The sequence below is a fragment of the Acinetobacter sp. ACNIH3 genome (genome assembly GCF_002918965.1).
Classification (GTDB): domain Bacteria; phylum Pseudomonadota; class Gammaproteobacteria; order Pseudomonadales; family Moraxellaceae; genus Acinetobacter; species Acinetobacter schindleri.
Genome location: NZ_PQLP01000029.1, coordinates 1 through 19748 on the forward strand (window position 1 = coordinate 1; position 19748 = coordinate 19748).

A 19748-nucleotide genomic window follows, 5' to 3' on the forward strand; every position below is an offset into this window, starting at 1 on the left:
AAAGTGCATAATCAATTGCTTGCTGTTTAAATTCTGGACTAAAGCGTTTAGCCATTTCTTGTATCTCCAAAGTTAACGTTACGTTATCTTTAGAGGGAAGTGCTGTCCATTATTTTGGCTAGGATCAGACATTCCCAACACACACTTTGTGGGAAGAATGGTAAGTTCATATTTACTTTCGTGCCAGGTACAAACTGATGCTGCCCTGCCTTCACTTCAAACTTGCCACCAGTGGTTGACAAAATTCCCGCACTACTGATTTCAATCTGTGACCCGCCCGCGGTTAGTACAATCTTTTTGGCCGCAGTAATTTCGATCTGATCTTCAGTAGAGATAATTTTGATACCTTTACGCGCAATAGCATCTATTTCATCTCCTTGTGCCTGAATCTCGACTTTGCCTTTACCTGCATATAAGCGTGCTCCGTCTTGCGCTGCGAACAGGCTTAGTTTCTGGCTGGCATGGGCAATCAAAGATTGTTGTGTACTCAGGTTAATACTCTCTCCTGCAATGTGGCTGATTTGACCAGCAGCAGATAGATGAATGTCCTGCTGGGTACTCAGCGCAATCGATTGTGGTGCCGTTAGGATCATGATTGCCTGTTTAAAGGCAGCAGCTTTTTTCTGATCCTGTTGTTCAATCTGCTCAATCAGGCTTTTTAACTTCTCAAAAATTTCCACTGGATCAGTTTGCTGATTTTTAGCCACATCACTGAGCACCTGACTCATCTGTAGAGCTGATTGAAGCTGGCTTTTCGCTGGTTCAGCTTCCATATGTGAACCCCTTGCAACCTGCTGTTTGTGGGTCGAAATCAGTAGACCTTCACCTGCCCGTATTGCCCCCCACTGGTCTGTTCTCAGCTCAAATCCCTCTCCACGCCTCTCACTTTCAGCCTGTTCTTTCGGATGGCTCAAATCACCCAGGTTAAGTTGACTCGCAGCATGGCTGCTATGCAACTGTGCACTGATCTGTCCGGTGGTATCATCAAAACGTAACTGGTTAAAACCTTCTCCTTGCACTTCTTGAGAGCGAATACCACTAAGTTTTTGGGTCTCTGGTAAGCGTCCTTTCTTGTCAAATTTTGTTGGTGAACGCTGACCTTCATGAATTCGGCCCACCACAAAAGGCCGGTCAATATTGCCATCAAAAAAGTCGACCACAACAATCTCACCAATACGTGGCAAGAAGCGCACACCATAACCTTCCCCTGCCCAAGGCGTGAGAACATCTACCCAGGCCGAGTCAGCATCACTGTCATTCGTTCCGGCTCCATTATCATGGGTATGATCGTCCGGACGGGTGAATAAAAACCGGATTTTGATGCGTCCCCATTCATCCACATAAATGTCTTCACTTTCTGGCCCTACTACTTTTGCCCGTTGCGGGCAGGCTGGTGGTCGATGCAATAAAGGCTGATATTCAGGAACCAAAGGAATATTGCGACGTTGTAAGACTAAATGATTGGCCTGGCGCTCATCAGCATCTTTAACTTCTGTCAGCTGCCACTGGCTTTGCTGGATTAAAGCATTCACCTGTGCATTCAGGTCTTTGGGTAGATTATTCTGGTTATAGAATTGCTTGGAAAGAATCAGAAATTCTTTATCGGCTACCTGATGCTGGTCAATTTCTGGATGCTGATCTAGTCGGAACCAGTAACCGACTTGCGCATCACGTACAGTGGATGTTGCTAAAAACTGCTTGGCCTGCGCATCATAAAAATGTTGCAGGTTCTGGTTAACTTTCTCAATTTGCGCATTTGATGCTGACGTAGCCTGGTCTTCATGCTTGAGGTCAGTAACCCATGCCGGACTGATATGCCACGCCTGTTCCAGTCCCAGACAGGCATTATCCTGAGTTTCACTATGCTGATGCCTGCTTTGTACTGAGCATGCACCTTCTTCCTGATTCAAGCGATCAGCATGCCAGCGCTGGATATGTACAGCAGTCGGCTGTAATTTTCGCTCTGCAATAAAGCTGGTCATGCTATCTGCCTGTTCGGTAGCACTAGAACGATGGAAACGGATTACCCGGCGGCTTAGAGCCTGATATTGGCTATTATCATCAATCAATCTGAGTTTCTGTGCTGTAATCGGTGCAGAGGAATGTAGGAGCAATAGCTCAGATTCATCAATCAGCCAGTTAATACCTTCACTGCGCCATAAACGGGTTAAAAATTCATAGTCAGTTTCATTTGACTGCATACTAAAAGGACGCACATCATAGGTCTGCTGCAAACCGGATAAATCCAGCTTGAGTGCAGCCGCAAATAATGGGCTTTTACTCTGCCATTCCTCAAATAATATTCTGGTAATATCGCGGACACTTTTGCCCATAAACACACGGCTATTCCGGCGTTTGTGCCAAAGTGAAGTGGCATCTTCCAAAGTAAGTTTATAAAGCGTTAATGCGCCATCACTTTGCCCCTGAGCTGCCTGGGTAATAATGCCTGAACTGCGAAAAAGCTGCCCCTGGTCTGTTACCTGATCTACCGCGACCTGTTTACCTATGAAGCTTTTGAGAGGAATCAGAGCATTGCTAGATAAACAAATAAGTTCAATCTTCAACCCTTGATTGAGCACATGCTGTCCATCAATACGCTGCAGAAAGATTTCCGAATTAAGCTGTTGATTAGAAAACTGAATATGTAAAGCGCGTTTCTGTGCGCTTAATCCCAATTGTTCGAGTATTTGAGCAATAGAATTTCTGATCATTTTTATTTTTATGCTTATTTTTTCGGCATTATAATAAATTTAATTGATTAAGCCTAGCCAGTTTGGTCTGATGGATTTGCTTCAATTATTCTCTGACCAGAGAAAATATGTTTGCTTGCTAAAGAGATGAGCTTTTTTAAACTTTATCTTTCTAGAATCAAGTTATTATTGTGAAATAGGCTTCACGCCCAGAAAGTATTGATTAATCGAAGCAGGGCAAATGATTCAGCTCATCTGCCCAACACGTTATTACCCTTTCTTTACCAGATAATGAAACTCTTTATTGCCATTTTCATCCAGGCGTTCTTCTTGTAACAGTAATTCATGCCCCAAGTGCATACAGAATTTTGGAATATCCCATGAAGTCGAATTATCCGTTGCAAACACCTCAACCACATCACCTGACTTGGACTTACGAATCGCCTGATGCAGCATCATCACAGGTTCTGGACAGCGTAAACCGCGGGTATTTAGTTGCAGGCTAGGAGTAATTTCAGCTTCAGACATCGGCAGGCTCAGGAGAGAAAGACCAGGTTATTTTAACATAAACATGTGTCTGTACCCATGACTGGCTTTATTGTCATTTTCGTTTTAAACAGTTGACTGCGACAGTCACGGTCGCCTTAAATAATTGCAATAGACAACTGCATTTTCTGCGGTATGATAAAATTACATTTTTTTAGATATTAAGAGTTTTTAGGAAAGATCATGCACGAGGAATCAGGCCCGTCGTGGGGTATGCGCGGCTTACGCAAATGGCTGGGAACCGCTCCCGAAACTCGCGACGAACTGCTAAAACTAGTACAAGATTCACGTCGATTTCTAGAACCCGATACTGTAGCGATGCTAGAAGGCGTACTCGACCTTCCAGCGACCAAAATTCGTGAAGTGATGACACCACGCACTTCCATGATCAGCTTACAGGAAGATGACCAGCTTCTTGATATTCTGCATGTTTTGGTAGAATCAGCGCATTCGCGTTTTCCCGTATTTTCATCAGATCAGCCTGATAATGTGGTGGGTATTTTGCTTGCCAAAGACTTGCTGCCTTTCCTGACCGAACCGACTTCTAAGGTGGATATCCGTGCCTTAATGCGCCAGCCACTGTTCGTACCTGAAAGTGCACGTTCAGATCAGGTTTTGCGTATGTTGAAAAATACCCAGACCCATATTGCAGTCGTAATTGATGAATATGGCTCCACTTCTGGTCTGGTGACATTAGAAGACATTCTGGAAGAGATTGTTGGTGAAATTGAAGATGAACATGATATTGCTGATGAAGAAGCATTGTATATTGTTCCCGACAATGATCCGACCACAGCCAATACCTGGATTGTGCAAGCACTGACTCCAATTGAGCATTTTAACAATATGCTCGATGCCGACTTTTCTGATGATGAAGTAGAAACCATGGGTGGCCTGTTATTGCAGGAAATCGGCTTGGTGAGCGATTTAGAAGGTCAGGTGATTGAGCTTGGAAATTGGATCTTTACCATTCTGGAAGCGGATGCCCGTTCTATTCATTCGATTCGGGCTGTGCGCCAATGAGGGCACATTTCGACAAGTTGTTGAAGCTGTCTGAAAGTTCTGAGCAACTTCCACTGATTTATCCACTGCTGCTGTCTTTATTTTCCGGTGCCATCTTCAGTTTTGCACTGGCGCCGTACCACTATTGGTGGTTGGCCATCCTGTCTCCGGCGCTGCTTTATGCTTGTCTGCGTAAACGCAGTGCCAAACAGGCTTTTGGTATTGGCTGGGCTTATGGCATTGGTTTATGGTTTGTTGGTGCATTCTGGTTGTATACCTCGATCCATGAATATGGTGATACCAGCTCATTCCTTAGTGTCGTGATGATTCTGATCATGGCCTTGGTCATGGGTCTATTTACCGCAGTACAGACCTTTATCTACCGTCGCTTCTTTCCGGAAACCCCTCTGACCTTTGCGCCATTGTGGGTACTGTTTGAATGGGCGAAGACTTGGGTCTTTACAGGTTTCCCATGGCTATTTGCCGGCTATGCCTTTACCGAACGTTTGCTGGATGGCTATGCGCCACTCTTCGGTGTGTTTGGCGTATCCTTCGTGGTGATCATACTGGCTTGTGCTTTGGTTGAGATTCTTAATCGTCGTGTGTTCTGGGCAATCCCATCCCTGCTGCTTTTGCTGGGTGCCTGGGGAGCTTCGCAACTGACTTTTGTGGAACAGAAAGAAGGCACTAAGCCACTCAGCGTGTCTCTGATTCAGGGTAATATTCCACAAGATTTGAAATGGTTGACTGAATATCAGGTTAAAACCCTGCTGATCTATGCCAATCTGACCAAGACCGAATGGGGTCGTGATTTGATCGTGTGGCCAGAATCTTCGATTCCGATGTTTCAGGCCGATATTCCTGATTTCCTAGATGCGATGAAAGCACAGGCAGAGAAATCCGGAAGCTCCTGGGTTACTGGTATTCCTTATTGGGATCTGAAAGAATCCCAAGCCGAAGGCACACCTAAGTATTACAACAGCATCATGGCCATCGGTGATGAAGCCAGTGGGCTATATAAAAAACAGCGCTTGGTGCCATTTGGTGAATACATCCCACTTTCCGGCGCGCTCAGCTGGGTACTTCCCGCTTTGCAAAATGATCCATCTATGAGCGGTTTTTCTCGTGGGGCAAATGATCAGCAACCGCTAAATATCAAAAATCAGCATCTGGGCTCTGCGATTTGCTATGAAGTCGCTTATCCGAATCTGACCCGTCGCAATGCCAGTCAAAGCGACTTTCTGGTAACGGTATCTAATGATGCCTGGTTTACTGGAACTGCTGGACCGCAGCAACACCTGCAAATGGTGCAAATGCGGGCCAAGGAAAATGGTCGCTGGTTTATCCGTGCGACCAATACCGGTGTAACCGCCTTTATTGATCATAATGGTCATATCGTGAAACGTGCGCCTATGGATCAAGAAGCGGTATTACGCGGTGAGTTGCCAGCAATGCAGGGTGAAACGCTGTATACGAAACTGAGTGACTGGCCTGTACTGATTCTCTCAACCCTGCTGTTATTACTTGGATGGCGTTTCCGCCCACGTAAAGTGGATGTCAGCTTTAAGTCGAGAAGATAATTTCTTAAGTTCCCTCTCCTGAGCTAATTTTAAAGCACTGCTTTTTAAATTAGCGCAAGTGAGGGTTAGGGAGAGGTAAATTTTTACCCTCTTCTCTTGCAAAGCAGTGCTTTTCATCTCCCAGAGGGAGAGGAAGTTTTATGCAATATTTTAAAAATAAAAACCGAGGCTTATGCCCCGGTTTTTTTTATTGGAAAGATAATTAAATCTGTACAGCAAGATAGGACATCATACTGGCCAATGATAGCATCGGCAGAAAACGGTAGAGCTGAACCACGCCACGCTCAAAGGATGAAATTTCTTCCTGTTTCACCTCCATGACGCTGGCTTTTAATGCCGACCAGAAGCACAAAGCTAACAAGCTGCTCATCAGACTCAGTGCAAAGAAACCTACCATGATCTGGCTGCTACCTTCCGTGCTTTGCCACAAATGCAAAACTGCTTGGCTCACCGGAAGAATGCTTAGAACCAAAAAGACAGATTTCAGCATTGTCCAATGAAACTGATTTATTTCATCTCTTATAATTAATGCTTTCATACCCATCTCCTTTGGCCGAATTTGTGCCATAGAAATCATTATGAGCTTTTTTATGGAAATGAAAAGTCTATATTTATTCATATTTTACGATAATTGTAATCGATAAACATGGGAATACTTCTTATTATGACTATCAAATAGAATGGATTATAAAATTAATTTTAAATTCATGTATTTAGATTATATTTATGTATTAAGAGTTATTATCACTTCACTTAGTATTGAGATACCCAATTAAATGAAGTGATATATTCCATAAAGAAGAAATTTATAATGATTCTCAATTAAGGCTGATAATAAATATCCGCATCTGTGCCTTCACCGCCAGACTGGCCATCAGCACCAAATGAATAAAGGTCAAATGAACGTCCATCCGTACCAGGAATGACATATTGCAATTCATTATCCCAACTGTCTTTCGGATAACCGCCTTTGACATAGCCACCCGGTAACCAGTTTTTTGCAGATGCAGGTTTGTTGACTAAAGCATCTAAACCACCTTCCTGCATACTTGGATACTTACCATTATCCAGCTTGTACTGGTCCAGAGACCCGGCCACGCTTTGCAGTTTGATCACTGTAGTATCAACTTTTGCCTTCTCACCACGGCCCATCACGTTAGGTACGATCAGTGCAGCCAATACGCCCAGGATCACAATCACGACCATTACTTCGATCAGGGTAAAACCCGAAGCATGTTTGATACGCGTCATACCTGAGCCTGTTTTTAAAGAATCTGGCTGTTCATTCATCATCTCAGTCCTTTTCACTCCATGTCTCTCATTGCTTAATTTTGAAAATCTGTTTGGGCTTATAATTGGAATTCTACCCACACTTTATTTAAATCATATTATTCATATTCACAATTGGCAGCATCACCGCAATTACGATTACTAACACAATACTTGCCATCAGCACCAGCATAAGAGGTTCCAGCAAAGCCAGTAACGTCGAAATCAGTGTGGTCACTTCACGGTCCTGCATGGTTGATGCCCGGTCCAGCATCCGGTCTAGTTCCCCGGAAGCTTCACCACTTCGAATCATTTGTACCATCATCGGTGGGAAATAACCACTACGCTCCAGCTGGGTCGCCAGGTTGCCGCCTTCAGTCACCTTTTCTGCTGCCAGATTAACGGCATCACGAATGACCCAGTTATTGCTGACCGCCGCACCAATCTTTAAGGCATCGACCAGCGGTACCCCAGAACGAGTTAAAATGGACAGGGTACTGGCAAAGCGTGCCGCATTAATCCCACGTGATAGTTTGCCAAATAGCGGTAATTTCAAGGTCAGGCGGTCAAAAGCATAATGTCCTGCGGTGGTGCGTAGAAAACGCACCAGCAGGAAAATAGCAACGGCACTACCAGCCAACATGAAAGGCCAAGCCATCCGGATAAAGTCACTGGCTTTCATCAACGCGACCGTGATCCATGGCAAAGCATCTTTGCTCTGGTCAAAGGTTTTGACAATGTCTGGAACGACATAGGTCATCAGGCCCATCACAATGGCAAAGGACATCAGCAGCAGAATAATCGGGTAAATCATCGCACCCTGAATTTTTTTCTGCATGGCAAAGCGGTTTTCGGTATAGTCCGCCAGCTGGTCCATAATCAGGTCCAGATGTCCGGAACGTTCACCGGCAGCAATGGTTGCAATATACAGTTCCGGAAAGCGGCCGGATTGCTGCAAGCCCTGTGCCAGACTATGCCCTTCCAGCACCTTGGAACGCACCGACATCAGCAGATTCTGTACATGCACCTTTTCGCTTTGTTTACCGACGGCGCGAATGGCTTCTTCCAGCGGAATACCGGCGGCAACCAGAACAGAGAGTTGCCGGGTCATCAGTGCCAGGTCATAAGCTGTAAGGCTTTTTTCAAACCAGCGCGGCCGGTAATGCTTGTCCTTTTGCTCGACTGGATCAACAGACACCGGAATCAAGGCTTTGTCCCGAAGTTGCTGACGGATCTGACGTGCAGAGTCCCCTTCCAGTACGCCTTTTTGCTGCTTACCCGAAGCATCAAGCGCGATAAATTGATATGCTGGCATTGTAATGCTCTAATTTTCCAAAAATTTGCCCCAACGCAGTTGCGTCAGACCATCAAAATCATTCATATTCTTAGATATAAAATATCTGCTCACTCTAACACAACTGCCTTTTTAGCACGACGAAAATTCATCAGGATGTCTCACTTGCCCATCTCAGATCACCCAGCCTCAACTCCTTCAGTTTATCGTGTTCGTGTTGCTGTTCCTGTTCATCTGTTTGACTGTTTTGATTACAGTTTAAGTGCGGCACAATATCAGCAGGCTGAGGTGGGTGCGCGCGTGGCGGTGTCTTTCGGGCGGCAGAATCTGGTTGGGGTCATTATGGAAAAGCTACCGCCAGACACTCCGCTAGATTCCAGTTTTAAACTTAAAGAGATTACTGAATTACTGGATGACCGGGCACTCATTGATGACAAGGTACTGAATCTGCTGAACTGGTCAGCGCAGTATTACCAGTTCCCGATTGGTGAAGTGGTGCAAAGTGCCTTGCCAACCTTATTACGTCAGGGTAAGCCCTATAACCTGCTGGCCCGGAACTGGAAACTGTTAGATGACCAGGCAGAAGCCAAGGTGCGCCGTTCCGAGCGTCAGCAGGAAGCCTATAAAATTTTAAAATTGCATCCAGTCGGTACCACTGAAACTGTACTGAACCTGGCAGGGATCGAAACAGCTACCCTAAAAGCTTTAGAGAAAAAAGGAATTTGTGAATGTGTGCTGGAACCTCAGGATTTCAGCCCGCAGCCTGTTCAATTGGCACAAATGCCGCTTACAGCCAATCCGGAACAGCAGCATGCCATTCAACAGGTACTGAAATTTAAAAATAAATATCAAGCCTTTTTACTGGATGGTCTGACCGGCAGCGGCAAGACTGAAGTTTATTTGCAGATCATGGAAAAGGTGCTGAAACAGGGAAAACAGGTTTTAGTGCTGGTACCGGAAATTGGCCTAACGCCACAAACCATTAGCCGGTTCCAGTCACGTTTCCATTGTCATATTGCCTTGTTACATTCTGGTTTAAATGACTCGAAACGTCTGCAAGCCTGGCAAGCTGCAGAAACCGGTAAAGCCTCGATTGTGCTGGGTACCCGTTCTGCCATTTATACCCCGATGCCCAATCTAGGATTGATCATCCTGGATGAGGAACATGATCTGTCTTTTAAACAGCAGGAAGGCTTCCGTTATCATGCCCGAGATGTTGCGCTTTATCGCGGGCATTTGCAGCAATGTCCGGTGCTTCTGGGCTCTGCCACACCCAGCATCGATACGTATGCACTGGTTGCCAATGGCAAAATGCAGGTACTGGAACTTAACCAGCGTGCTGGTACAGCCTTAATGCCAAAGATTCATATTTTAGATTTAAAGGTGGCACAGAAACAGCATGGCATCAGCGTGCATCTGATTCAGGAAATACGCAAACGTCTGGAAAAAAAGGAACAGGTACTGGTATTCCTGAACCGCCGTGGTTATGCACCCGTTTTGATTTGTGACAGCTGTGGCTGGCAGGCACAGTGTCCAAACTGTGATGCCAATTTCACTGTACACCGTCAGCCATATCAACATTTGCATTGTCACCATTGTGGCACCCTGCACCGTATGCCGGATCATTGTCCAAGCTGCAATCATACTGAACTCAAAACACTCGGCATGGGAACCGGCAAGGTCGAAGAGCAATTGAATGAACTCTTTCCCGATCATGAAATCATTCGGGTAGATCGTGACTCTACCAGCCGGGTCGGTAGCTGGCAGAAAATCTATGACAAGATTCAGAAAAGCGAGCCGGCGATTTTACTCGGTACGCAAATGCTGGCCAAAGGTCACCATTTCCCCTATGTCACACTGGTCGCTATTTTAGATATTGATTCTGGTCTGCTCAGTGTAGACTTCCGTGCCACCGAACGCACTGCCCAACTGATTGTACAGGTGGCTGGTCGTGCCGGTCGTGGCGAGCACAAGGGTGATGTCTATCTACAGACCTTACGTCCTGATCATGCTTTGCTAAATACCTTGGTGACAGATAATTACCGGGCTTTTGCTAAACAGACCTTAGAGCAGCGTCAGATTGCCCGCATGCCACCCTATCGCTATGCGGTGATGATCCGTTGCGAATCACGTGATCAGGCATTAAATACAGAGTTCTTACAGAAACATGCTGCCTTCTTAAGGCAGTATCAGGACCTGCAACTGGAGATCTGGGGACCTATTCCCGCACCAATGGAACGCAAGGCGGGCCGTTACCAATCACATATGGTACTACTGTCTGCAGACCGTCCACGTTTGCACTATTATATCAGGGCATGGTGGCAAGCCATGCTGCAAGACAAGCCTTCCTCAATGAAGTTAAGCCTGGATGTCGATCCACAAGAACTGAGCTAATCCTGCAAGCTGCAATACGGAAATAAGATTTAAGGTTAAACATGTCGATACTGTTGCAAATTACATTAATTCTGGTGGCAGCATTGCTGATTGTACCAATCACCCGCTATTTGAAACTGCCAGCAGTGCTGGGTTATTTATTGACAGGCCTTGTGCTCGGTTCTGAAACACTGAATCTCATTACTGATCCCCAACTTCGTTCGATGCTAATGCAAATCAGTATCCTGTCTCTGCTGTTCTGGACGGGTTTACAACTACGGCCACAACGCTTCATCCAGATGCCTCATTCTGCCTGGATCTCAACTGCTGCACTGGTCTTGGGGTCAGGTGCCATTCTGAGCTTATGTTCTGCCATTTTTTTACAGCAAAGTCTCATCGCCAGTGTCGTCATTGGGCTGGCTGGCAGCCTGTCTGCGATGACACTCAGTATTCAACATCTGATGCGACAGGAGCAACTCGCGACTTCCCATGGTCAGCTCAGTTATATCAGTTTATTAATTCAAGCCCTGCTGCTGATTCCACTAATTGCCATTATTCCACTATTTTCCGGAGTAAGTTCGACTGAACATGGCGTGGCTTATTTTGCTGCCATTATGGCAACCTTTACCGGACTGTTCCTGTGTAACCGCTATTTGATGCAACCCCTGTATCGCTGGATTGCCAGAAGCAGCAGCCATGACCTGCATGCTTTGGTGGCAATTTTTGTAATCCTCGGCTTGTTGGTACTGATGCAGACACTGGGACTAACACTATATTTAGGGGCCTTATTTGCGGGAATTCTGCTGGCAGATTCCGATTTCAGACCACACGTCGAAAATGCCATTCAGCCTTTTCATGGCATATTGATCGGTTTGTGTTTTATCAGTATTGGCCTAGCGATTCAGCTAAGTGATGTTTTGCAGATGCCTGGATTGATCATTGGTGGCGCCGTGCTGATCATATTGAGTAAATTTGTGCTCAGTCTGGCTCTTGCCCGTTATTATCAAAATAGCTGGCGTACCAGCACCTTAACCGCAGTTAGCCTGGCCCAAGGCGGTGAGTTTGCTTTTGTGTTACTCACTATTGCAGTTACCCATACCATCTTAGATATCAGCTTGTTATCACCATTGCTATGCATGCTGGCGTTATCCATGTTAATGACACCAGCGCTCTACTGGTTGCTTGATCAACAAATCTTACCGCGATTAAATCGCTCGCATCATCTGGTCGCAGACTTTGATACCCAGGTAGAGCCTTTAGCCACTACACCAATTTTACTGATTGGTTTTGGTCGCTTTGGGCAAATCGTAGCGCGTGTACTTCATCAGCAAGGTCTGAGCTTTAGTGTAATGGACAATACGGTTGAAGCAAGCGAGCTACTCAGAGATCAAGCTATTCCTTTCTTTCAGGCAGATGCAACTGAAACCACGGCGCTACAACTGACAGATATTGCTTCCAAAGATCAGGTGATTGTCGCGATTGATGATATTGAGGATTCTTTGCTGATCGTACGTCATTTGTGCTGGAATTACCCTGATCTGAAATTGTGGGTACGCGCGCGTGATCGCCATCATGCACATTTGCTGCATGAACTGGGTGTGGAAAATGTTTTCCGTGAAACTTATCTTTCTGCTCTAGCGCTGACACAGTCATTACTGGCAGCAACCCATCAATCTGTAGAACTCGCTGAGCAGACAATTCTACAGTTCCGTCAGTATGATGAAACTTTATTAAAAGCAGAACAGCAGGCTGAATCTGGTTCTGAGTCATTATATGCTCAACACCACAGCAGCATGGCAGAGTTAAGCTACCTGTTCGAACAGGATCAACATCGTAAAAATGTAATAAATCCAATACAGAAGCAACAGAATGTCAACGGCACAGGAATTGATACCATAACAGATGATCTGTCATAACTTGTGTTTTACAATAGTGTCACCATTAAAGCAGGGTTATGGAGAATTTTATGTCTGATTTACGCCAACGCTTTTTTATTGAGGATAGCCCTGTTCGTGGTGAAGTAGTGCATCTTCAAGAAGCTTTACAAACAATTTTAGCGCAGCGCGACTATGCTCCTGCCGTACAAATCCTTTTGGGCGAGATGCTCAGTGCGACTGCCCTATTGGCAAGTACGTTAAAAATCAAGGGACGCATCAGTCTGCAGATTCAGGCTACTGGCACGTTTAAATGGGCGATGGCGGAATGTAACCATCGTGGTGAAGTGCGTGCGTTGGCTGATTATGAAGAAGATCCCCGTTTTCAGGTGGCAGAAGACAGCAGTACCGTTCTAAAAGCCCTGATCAGTCCTGTACTGTTTATCAATATTGAGCCTGAAGTCGGTGAGCGCTACCAAGGTATCGTACCACTGGATAAACATAATCTGGCGGGCTGTCTGATGCAGTATTATGATCTGTCTGCACAGATTCCAACCCGTATTGTGCTGGCAAGTGACCAGAAGCGTTCAGGTGGTCTGCTGATCCAGCTTCTGCCACGTAATAGTGAAGAAGAACAACGCTATGTGGATGAGGATTTGTGGCCACGCGTGACCATGTTGACTGAAACCTTGAAAGCAGAAGAACTGGTTAGCCTGGATACCAATGAAATCCTCTATCGTTTATATAACGAAGAACAAGTCCGTTTGCCTGAAGCAGAACAGCTGAAATTCGGTTGTACCTGTTCTAAAGAACGCTGTGCCATTGCCTTGCAACAGATCGGGGTTGAATCTGTTCGTGAAACTTTAGAATTCCAGAATCCAATTGAAATGGATTGTCAGTTCTGTAACAGCCAATACACCTTTACTGCTGAAGAAGCTTTAGGTCTGTTCGGTGAGCACCTTAGTTAATTACAGGTATCTTTGTTAATAAAAGCACTCAATAGGAGTGCTTTTATTTTTATAAATCCAGAGTTGTCTTTTCTATGAAGAATAAATATTTTTAATCTCAAACTTACCATATCATTCAGCTCTACACGGCTATATGGACATAGCAATATTTGGCCCCACTCTATTCTTAATGAATATAAACTCAATCCCTTATTAATCAATCCTGATTTCCAAGGTGGTCTGATCTGATTATATGGACCACTTTAAATGGTTCTTCTTTTTAATCTGCTAATCCATCAAATACTCATCACGTCCCACATTTCTCGATTAATGTGATTTTTCATCAATTTAGGTTTTAATTTTTCTTGGAGATATTTGATTATTCACTGGTAATTAGTAGATTTTTCACGCTATATTAATCCCATAATATTTTTATGCCTTTAAGATTTTAGAAGCATTTTTAATACTTGGGGAATGTGTGATGATGAAATTTAAACTGTTCTGTTCCATGATTTTTGCAGCAGCAAGCACGATTAGCCTGTCAGTATCTGCCAACAATGATCCACTGCTTGGACAATGGAAAACCATTGATGACCGTACCGGTTATTCTCTGGCAGATGTCATCATCAGCAAGGATGCTAAAGATCGTTATATGGCCGAGATTGTAAATGTACGTGAGGTTCCGGGAGCACTTCCACAACAAAACTGTACTCAATGCACCGGCTCTCTTAAGGATCAGCCTCTGGTTGGACTGACCATGCTTAAAGGTCTGAGCAGCCATCCAGAAAAGACCAACGAATTTATTAATGGCACCCTGCTCGACCCCATCTCGGGAAAACTATATCAGGCACGTGCACGTCTGAAAAATAATGGCCGACATCTGGCAATTCATAGCCGAACTGAAGGATCTCCAGTCGGGCGTAATATGACTTGGATCAAAAATTGAAAATTGCGTTGTCCAAGTTAGGCGATATGACTTGGACAAGCTTCAAACATTTTCGATAAAACATGATTCTTCGTTCATTTAACCCGTATTAAAACAACTTTCATCACAAAATAATAAATTGATTTATAAAGTTATTATTTATAAATTAGAGCAATAAATCTATTTTTAAAACACGATAATTTCCTAGGATGGATATGAAACAATTAGTACGCGCTTTATGTATGGGGATTTCTTTAGCAACCGTATCAGTATGCAGTTTAGCCAATGTAGATCCATTGATTGGAATATGGAAGACTGTAGATGACCAAAGTGGCTATTCACGTGCAGATGTCGAAATCCGCAAAAAACCTGATGGCACCTATGAAGGGATTATTGTCGAAACCCGGAGTCTACCAGGTGCCGAAAAACAAGTTATTTGCCATAACTGCCCTGGCAAGCTCAAAGGTAAACCGTTCATTGGTTTACCTTTTATTTGGAATTTTAAACAAAATCCAAATAAGCCAAATGAATACATCGATGGTCAAGTCTTGGATCCAATTGGGGGCAAGATTTATAAAGGTAAAGCACGTTTGAACGCTAATGGTAAACGCTTAACCCTGCGTGGTTATGTAGGCGTTTCCGTAATTGGACGCAGCGTAACTTGGATAAAACACTAATTTAGTTAGTATTTTAAAAAGCCTCTATTCAGAGGCTTTTTTATTGTCATGATTTGAAACAATAAGGTACAAATCTTCACTGTTGTAGTGCACTAAAACTCAGAATAATGGATCGAACACGGTTATTTTTTATCCATTTACTATGTTCAGATCATATACCTATATGCTCCAACGATTACCTGACTCTTTATTAATAGTGGGTCACGGCAAAGGGATGTCCAAAAATAAAAATAAGCAATATGGTGATGCATCTGAAACTATTTTCGACCAATGTTCGGCAAAACAGTTGCTATGGCGTGGCAGATATCAGCCACTTTTAGCTCACTACTTGCCTAACTTAAATTTAAGCAGGTTTTGTACCTTCAGCAGTTTTTGCACGACTGCCACACATATATTGAAGCATGGGAAATCTGATCTCAGGCATTATCTCCAATCCTATTTATTAACACATGCCCCCGATCTGATTCACAGCAATGACTTTAGTCTGGATATTTAAGGAGCAGGCCATGACCACCATTCAATATAAAGAAAATTTTTCTCAGGGTTTTATCCCCTCAGAAATCATGGATGACCATCAATTTGATCTCAGCCATTTTGCAGAAGCATGCGGGCAAAGCCCGGAATGGGTAATGCAGCTGATGGAACATGGCATTTTACCTAACCGTAGTCGTAACACTTCCTATCATTTCATTGGTGAAGATGTTACCCGAGCACAACGGGCATACCGCTTACAACGTGATTTTGATGCATCTTTTAGTGCTGTCGCCATGATGCTGGATCTGATTGATGAAGTTCAACAGCTACGTCGTGAAGTGAAGCATCTGCACTTCAAATAACCTCCCCCTCCCTGGTCTGTCTCGGCTGAAACTGAGATGGTTCGGGGATTCTTACATTATTTTTTTGAGTTTATAACTGATTATGAAAACCAGAGATTGCAATAAAAAATTAAAGTACATGTTCCCCGAATATCGCGACCTTATTACCCAGCTCCGGGATGAAAATCCGTATTTCGCCCGTATTTTTGAGGAACATGATGAACTGGATCGACAGATTGCACAGCTGGCATTAGACCCGGTAACTCTTGTCAATACAGACATCGAAGCAATCAAGCGAAAAAAATTAAAGCTAAAAGATGAGATTTACAGACTACTCAAGAATTCAGAGGCAGATCCTTTGACCTGATTCAGGATAGTTAAGACTAAAAGCAGGCAGCTCATGTTATAAGAATCCAAAAGTGATTTTAAGCATAAGCAGGAGAATGATTGGCATCCTACTTCCTGCCTCTATAAAAATGCCAAAAACCTAAGGTGGTCTAAATAATTTAGTGGATGATATTTTGTTCATAAGCGAAAGAATCAATTCAGTATTGTTTAGATCACATCTGCACTGGCAGCAAATTCAATTAACTTTAATTTGCTGCCAGCGCTCTGGTCAAAATAAAATCTAAAAATATGATCAAGACATAATCCTTCAGCAACATCATCGCAAGCGATGCAATTCAAATATTGACTGGATCTAACGGATTTTTCTCACTTAAATCAGCCGGTATTTTTTGATTTTATAAACTTCAGATGTAAAAAAGCCTGCATAAAGCAGGCTTTTTTCAGACTTTAAAAGTCATCTCACAATTAAGCTTGTTCAATGTCTTTCATTGTCAATTTGATACGGCCACGGTTGTCAACATCAGCAACCTGTACTTTCACTTCCTGACCTTCTTTCAATACGTCTGCAACATTGGCAATACGTTCGTTAGAAATTTGAGAAATGTGTAGCAGACCGTCAGTACCTGGCAGGATATTAACGAACGCACCGAATTCAACGATACGAATCACTTTACCTGTATAGATCGTACCTGGTTCAACTTCAGCAGTCAGCGCCTGGATTTTTGCAATCGCAGCTTGTGCAGCAGCTTTAGTTTCACCAAATACGCGTACTGTACCATTGTCTTCAATATCAATCGCAGCTTTGGTTTCTTCAGTGATTTGACGAATAGTCGCACCACCTTTACCAATTACGTCACGGATTTTGTCAGGATTAATAGTAATTACCTGGAAAGTCGGTGCGTGCATAGAAATTTCTGGACGAGCACGTGAAATCACCTGGTTCATTGCATTCAGGATGTGCATACGACCTGCATACGCCTGGTTCAAAGCAACTTCCATGATTTCTTCAGTGATACCTTCGATTTTGATATCCATCTGAAGTGCAGTAATACCGTTGGCAGAACCGGCTACTTTAAAGTCCATATCACCAAGGTGATCTTCGTCACCCAGGATGTCAGAAAGAACTGCGAAACGTTCGCCTTCTTTCACAAGACCCATCGCGATACCAGCCACTGGTGCTTTAATTGGTACACCTGCATCCATAAGTGACAAAGAAGCACCACATACAGAAGCCATTGAAGATGAACCGTTCGATTCAGTGATATCAGATACAATGCGGATTACGTACGGGAAGCGGTCAGCTGCTGGAAGAACAGCTTGCACACCACGACGTGCCAGACGACCGTGACCAATTTCACGACGTTTAGGACCAGATTCACGACCAGTTTCACCTACAGAGTATGCAGGGAAGTTGTAGTGAAGCATGAAGTTGTCAGTTTTAGTACCTGACAATGTATCAACCATCAAGGCATCACGTGTGTTACCCAAAGTTGTTGTTACCAACGCCTGAGTTTCACCACGTGTAAACAATGCTGAACCATGTGCACGGTCTAACACGCCAACTTGTACGTCAAGTGCACGAACTGTTTTCGTGTCACGACCATCGATACGTGGCTTACCAGACAAGATGTTGTCACGTACTGTGCGGTATTTCAGATCTTCAAACAATTCGTTCAAGTCGTCTGCAATACCAGTTTCGTCATTTTCAGGAACGAATTGAGCAACTGCTTCAGCTTGAATTGCATCAAGTGCCGCATAACGGTCTTGCTTAATTGCAATGGTGTACGCTTCAGAGATTTTCGCTTCAAACGCTTCTTTCAGTTTTGCCTGAAGATCTTCGTTTTTAGTTGGAGCAACCCAAGTTGATTCTTTCGCGCCAGCTGCAGCAGCAAATTCTTTAATTGCTTGAATCGCGATTTGCATTTCGTCATGACCGAACAATACAGCGCCCAGCATCTGGTCTTCTGAAAGTTCTTTCGCTTCAGATTCAACCATCAATACCGCAGATTCTGTACCCGCAACCACCAGGTCAAGGTCAGACTGAGCCATTTGCTCATAGTTCGGGTTAAGAACATATTCACCGTTGATCAAACCAACACGTGCACCACCGATTGGACCACGGAATGGTGTACCCGCAATCGCAAGTGCAGCAGAAGTACCTAACATCGCAGCGATGTCAGCTTCCATAGTCTTGTCAGAAGAAATTACAGTCGCAGTCACCTGGATTTCATTGTAATAACCTTCTGGGAATAATGGACGGATTGGACGGTCAATCAGACGTGAAATTAAAGTTTCAGCTTCAGACGCACGGCCTTCACGTTTACCATAACCACCCGGGATACGGCCTGCAGCATATTGCTTTTCTTGGTAGTTTACGGTTAACGGGAAGAAGTCTTGACCCGCTTTAGCAGTCGGTTGGGCAACAACAGCAACCAGTACAGTTACGCCGCCCATAGTAATCACAACAGTATTGGCCTGGCGTGCAACACGACCAGTTTCAAGAACCACTTGGTGCTGACCAAACTGGAATTCTTTACGAACAATATTAAACATCGACATGTTTTATTTTTTCCTAGTTCTTGTGAACAATTATTCTAGTGGAGACCCCTAAGGTTTGGCATTCACGTCCTTTTGAACGAGTAAATGACAAAGCTTAGAAGCCGACCTCACCAGAAAGAAACACTAATTTTAAACACAAAGAAGGAGCGAAACATTCGCCCCTTCCTAGGCCTGACTAAAAAGCCAAGCTGACTTTAGTTTTCAGCTGTAAAGCACAATGCATGCAATAAACCCGAAAATAAAGCTTAAATCGAATTAACGACGTAAACCTAAAGCACCGATCAAAGCAACATAACGACCGTGGTCTTTACCATTTAGGTAGTCAAGAAGCTTACGACGTTGGTTAACCATACGGATTAGACCGCGACGGCTATGGTGGTCGTGTTTATGCTCTTTGAAGTGACCTTGTAAGTCATTGATTTGAGCAGTTAAAAGAGCTACTTGAACTTCTGGTGAACCAGTGTCGTTTTCAGCGCGAGCGAATTTAGCGATGATCTCTGCGCGATCTGCGTTTGTTAAAGCCATTCGATTTCTCCGAGATGCTTATATATCTTGATAAAAATCAAAGTAATGAGAATTCAGAACATTGACTGCCGTGCATCACTACAGCAAGTTGCATATTTTAAGGGAAATTACGTTAGATTGCAAAAATAGATCATGCGACGATAGATAGATTTAAAGAAATCCACTCAGTTCACTGGAATCAGATTGTTTATCTGCAAGATAAAGCTTGTCGAACTGGGTTAGAGATTGAACTAAAGATTATGAAAAACGCCTTATTATTTCAGTCAAATATAAAACAGCTGATCTTTCGCCTCATTGGCTAGATACACAGGTAATTTTATTTAA

The 19748-nt window shown here is 43.9% G+C and carries 16 protein-coding genes; 9 read left to right on the forward strand and 7 right to left on the reverse strand.

Annotation, left to right across the window (positions count from 1 at the left end):
- Positions 1 to 89 precede the first annotated feature (89 nt).
- A complete protein-coding gene (locus C3420_RS11475) occupies positions 90 to 2711 on the reverse strand; it encodes a type VI secretion system Vgr family protein (RefSeq protein WP_103800585.1) in 2622 nt (873 codons plus the stop codon).
- 249 nt (positions 2712 to 2960) lie between these two features.
- Entirely contained in the window at positions 2961 to 3218 is a 258-nt protein-coding gene (gene tusA, locus C3420_RS11480; protein ID WP_004813458.1) for a sulfurtransferase TusA, read from the reverse strand.
- A 201-nt stretch (positions 3219 to 3419) separates the two neighbouring features.
- On the opposite strand from tusA, the gene C3420_RS11485 reads away from it, so the two are divergent.
- The gene (locus tag C3420_RS11485; RefSeq protein ID WP_004813460.1) at positions 3420 to 4259 is read left to right on the forward strand and encodes an HlyC/CorC family transporter; all 840 of its coding nucleotides are present in this window, start codon (positions 3420 to 3422) and stop codon (positions 4257 to 4259) included.
- Positions 4256 to 5818, forward strand: a complete 1563-nt coding sequence (lnt, locus tag C3420_RS11490) for an apolipoprotein N-acyltransferase (RefSeq protein ID WP_071320704.1) — start codon at positions 4256 to 4258, stop codon at positions 5816 to 5818. Before C3420_RS11485 ends, lnt begins: the two co-directional genes overlap by 4 nt.
- 202 nt (positions 5819 to 6020) lie before the next feature.
- Here the strand turns inward: lnt and C3420_RS11495 are convergent, their stop codons facing one another.
- The 3 genes from C3420_RS11495 to gspF all read right to left on the reverse strand — a co-directional run bounded on the left by C3420_RS11495 (position 6021) and on the right by gspF (position 8402).
- Complete coding sequence (locus C3420_RS11495; protein WP_004890469.1) at positions 6021 to 6356, reverse strand: hypothetical protein; 336 nt, start codon at positions 6354 to 6356, stop codon at positions 6021 to 6023.
- 284 nt (positions 6357 to 6640) lie between these two features.
- Complete coding sequence (gene gspG / locus C3420_RS11500; protein WP_227499334.1) at positions 6641 to 7108, reverse strand: type II secretion system major pseudopilin GspG; 468 nt, start codon at positions 7106 to 7108, stop codon at positions 6641 to 6643.
- A gap of 88 nt (positions 7109 to 7196) precedes the next feature.
- The gene (gspF, locus tag C3420_RS11505) at positions 7197 to 8402 is read right to left on the reverse strand and encodes a type II secretion system inner membrane protein GspF (RefSeq protein ID WP_004813469.1); all 1206 of its coding nucleotides are present in this window, start codon (positions 8400 to 8402) and stop codon (positions 7197 to 7199) included.
- 135 nt (positions 8403 to 8537) lie between these two features.
- Between gspF and C3420_RS11510 the strand changes: the two genes are divergently transcribed.
- The 7 genes from C3420_RS11510 (at position 8538) to C3420_RS11540 (ending at position 16359) form a co-directional block, all read left to right on the forward strand.
- Positions 8538 to 10775 carry a primosomal protein N' gene (locus C3420_RS11510; protein ID WP_103800584.1) on the forward strand — a complete coding sequence of 746 codons (2238 nt, stop codon included), beginning with the start codon at positions 8538 to 8540 and terminating at the stop codon, positions 10773 to 10775.
- A gap of 41 nt (positions 10776 to 10816) precedes the next feature.
- Positions 10817 to 12670, forward strand: a complete 1854-nt coding sequence (locus tag C3420_RS11515) for a cation:proton antiporter (RefSeq protein WP_103800583.1) — start codon at positions 10817 to 10819, stop codon at positions 12668 to 12670.
- 50 nt (positions 12671 to 12720) lie between these two features.
- A complete protein-coding gene (gene hslO, locus C3420_RS11520; RefSeq protein ID WP_004813475.1) occupies positions 12721 to 13596 on the forward strand; it encodes an Hsp33 family molecular chaperone HslO in 876 nt (291 codons plus the stop codon).
- A gap of 460 nt (positions 13597 to 14056) precedes the next feature.
- On the forward strand, positions 14057 to 14521 hold the full coding sequence (locus C3420_RS11525; RefSeq protein ID WP_103800582.1) for a DUF2147 domain-containing protein: 465 nt from the start codon (positions 14057 to 14059) through the stop codon (positions 14519 to 14521).
- 194 nt (positions 14522 to 14715) lie between these two features.
- Complete coding sequence (locus tag C3420_RS11530; RefSeq protein ID WP_004813478.1) at positions 14716 to 15177, forward strand: DUF2147 domain-containing protein; 462 nt, start codon at positions 14716 to 14718, stop codon at positions 15175 to 15177.
- A gap of 506 nt (positions 15178 to 15683) precedes the next feature.
- Positions 15684 to 16013, forward strand: coding sequence for a chaperone modulator CbpM (locus C3420_RS11535; protein ID WP_008303908.1), 330 nt, complete (start codon positions 15684 to 15686; stop codon positions 16011 to 16013).
- A gap of 82 nt (positions 16014 to 16095) precedes the next feature.
- Positions 16096 to 16359, forward strand: a complete 264-nt coding sequence (locus C3420_RS11540; RefSeq protein ID WP_103800581.1) for a YdcH family protein — start codon at positions 16096 to 16098, stop codon at positions 16357 to 16359.
- 446 nt (positions 16360 to 16805) lie between these two features.
- On the opposite strand, the gene pnp is transcribed toward C3420_RS11540, so the two are convergent.
- Both pnp and rpsO read right to left on the reverse strand, forming a co-directional pair.
- The gene (pnp, locus tag C3420_RS11545) at positions 16806 to 18893 is read right to left on the reverse strand and encodes a polyribonucleotide nucleotidyltransferase (RefSeq protein ID WP_171056640.1); all 2088 of its coding nucleotides are present in this window, start codon (positions 18891 to 18893) and stop codon (positions 16806 to 16808) included.
- 261 nt (positions 18894 to 19154) lie between these two features.
- Positions 19155 to 19424, reverse strand: coding sequence for a 30S ribosomal protein S15 (gene rpsO / locus C3420_RS11550; protein WP_004637724.1), 270 nt, complete (start codon positions 19422 to 19424; stop codon positions 19155 to 19157).
- Positions 19425 to 19748 lie beyond the last annotated feature (324 nt).

What these genes read in the sequence shown, in the direction of transcription:
- C3420_RS11475 (WP_103800585.1), bottom strand. Translation starts at nt 2,711, where the DNA reads ATGATCAGAAATTCTATTGCTCAAATACTCGAACAATTGGGATTAAGC.
- tusA (WP_004813458.1), bottom strand. Translation starts at nt 3,218, where the DNA reads ATGTCTGAAGCTGAAATTACTCCTAGCCTGCAACTAAATACCCGCGGT.
- C3420_RS11485 (WP_004813460.1), top strand. Translation starts at nt 3,420, where the DNA reads ATGCACGAGGAATCAGGCCCGTCGTGGGGTATGCGCGGCTTACGCAAA.
- lnt (WP_071320704.1), top strand. Translation starts at nt 4,256, where the DNA reads ATGAGGGCACATTTCGACAAGTTGTTGAAGCTGTCTGAAAGTTCTGAG.
- C3420_RS11495 (WP_004890469.1), bottom strand. Translation starts at nt 6,356, where the DNA reads ATGAAAGCATTAATTATAAGAGATGAAATAAATCAGTTTCATTGGACA.
- gspG (WP_227499334.1), bottom strand. Translation starts at nt 7,108, where the DNA reads ATGAATGAACAGCCAGATTCTTTAAAAACAGGCTCAGGTATGACGCGT.
- gspF (WP_004813469.1), bottom strand. Translation starts at nt 8,402, where the DNA reads ATGCCAGCATATCAATTTATCGCGCTTGATGCTTCGGGTAAGCAGCAA.
- C3420_RS11510 (WP_103800584.1), top strand. Translation starts at nt 8,538, where the DNA reads ATGTCTCACTTGCCCATCTCAGATCACCCAGCCTCAACTCCTTCAGTT.
- C3420_RS11515 (WP_103800583.1), top strand. Translation starts at nt 10,817, where the DNA reads ATGTCGATACTGTTGCAAATTACATTAATTCTGGTGGCAGCATTGCTG.
- hslO (WP_004813475.1), top strand. Translation starts at nt 12,721, where the DNA reads ATGTCTGATTTACGCCAACGCTTTTTTATTGAGGATAGCCCTGTTCGT.
- C3420_RS11525 (WP_103800582.1), top strand. Translation starts at nt 14,057, where the DNA reads ATGATGAAATTTAAACTGTTCTGTTCCATGATTTTTGCAGCAGCAAGC.
- C3420_RS11530 (WP_004813478.1), top strand. Translation starts at nt 14,716, where the DNA reads ATGAAACAATTAGTACGCGCTTTATGTATGGGGATTTCTTTAGCAACC.
- C3420_RS11535 (WP_008303908.1), top strand. Translation starts at nt 15,684, where the DNA reads ATGACCACCATTCAATATAAAGAAAATTTTTCTCAGGGTTTTATCCCC.
- C3420_RS11540 (WP_103800581.1), top strand. Translation starts at nt 16,096, where the DNA reads ATGAAAACCAGAGATTGCAATAAAAAATTAAAGTACATGTTCCCCGAA.
- pnp (WP_171056640.1), bottom strand. Translation starts at nt 18,893, where the DNA reads ATGTTTAATATTGTTCGTAAAGAATTCCAGTTTGGTCAGCACCAAGTG.
- rpsO (WP_004637724.1), bottom strand. Translation starts at nt 19,424, where the DNA reads ATGGCTTTAACAAACGCAGATCGCGCAGAGATCATCGCTAAATTCGCT.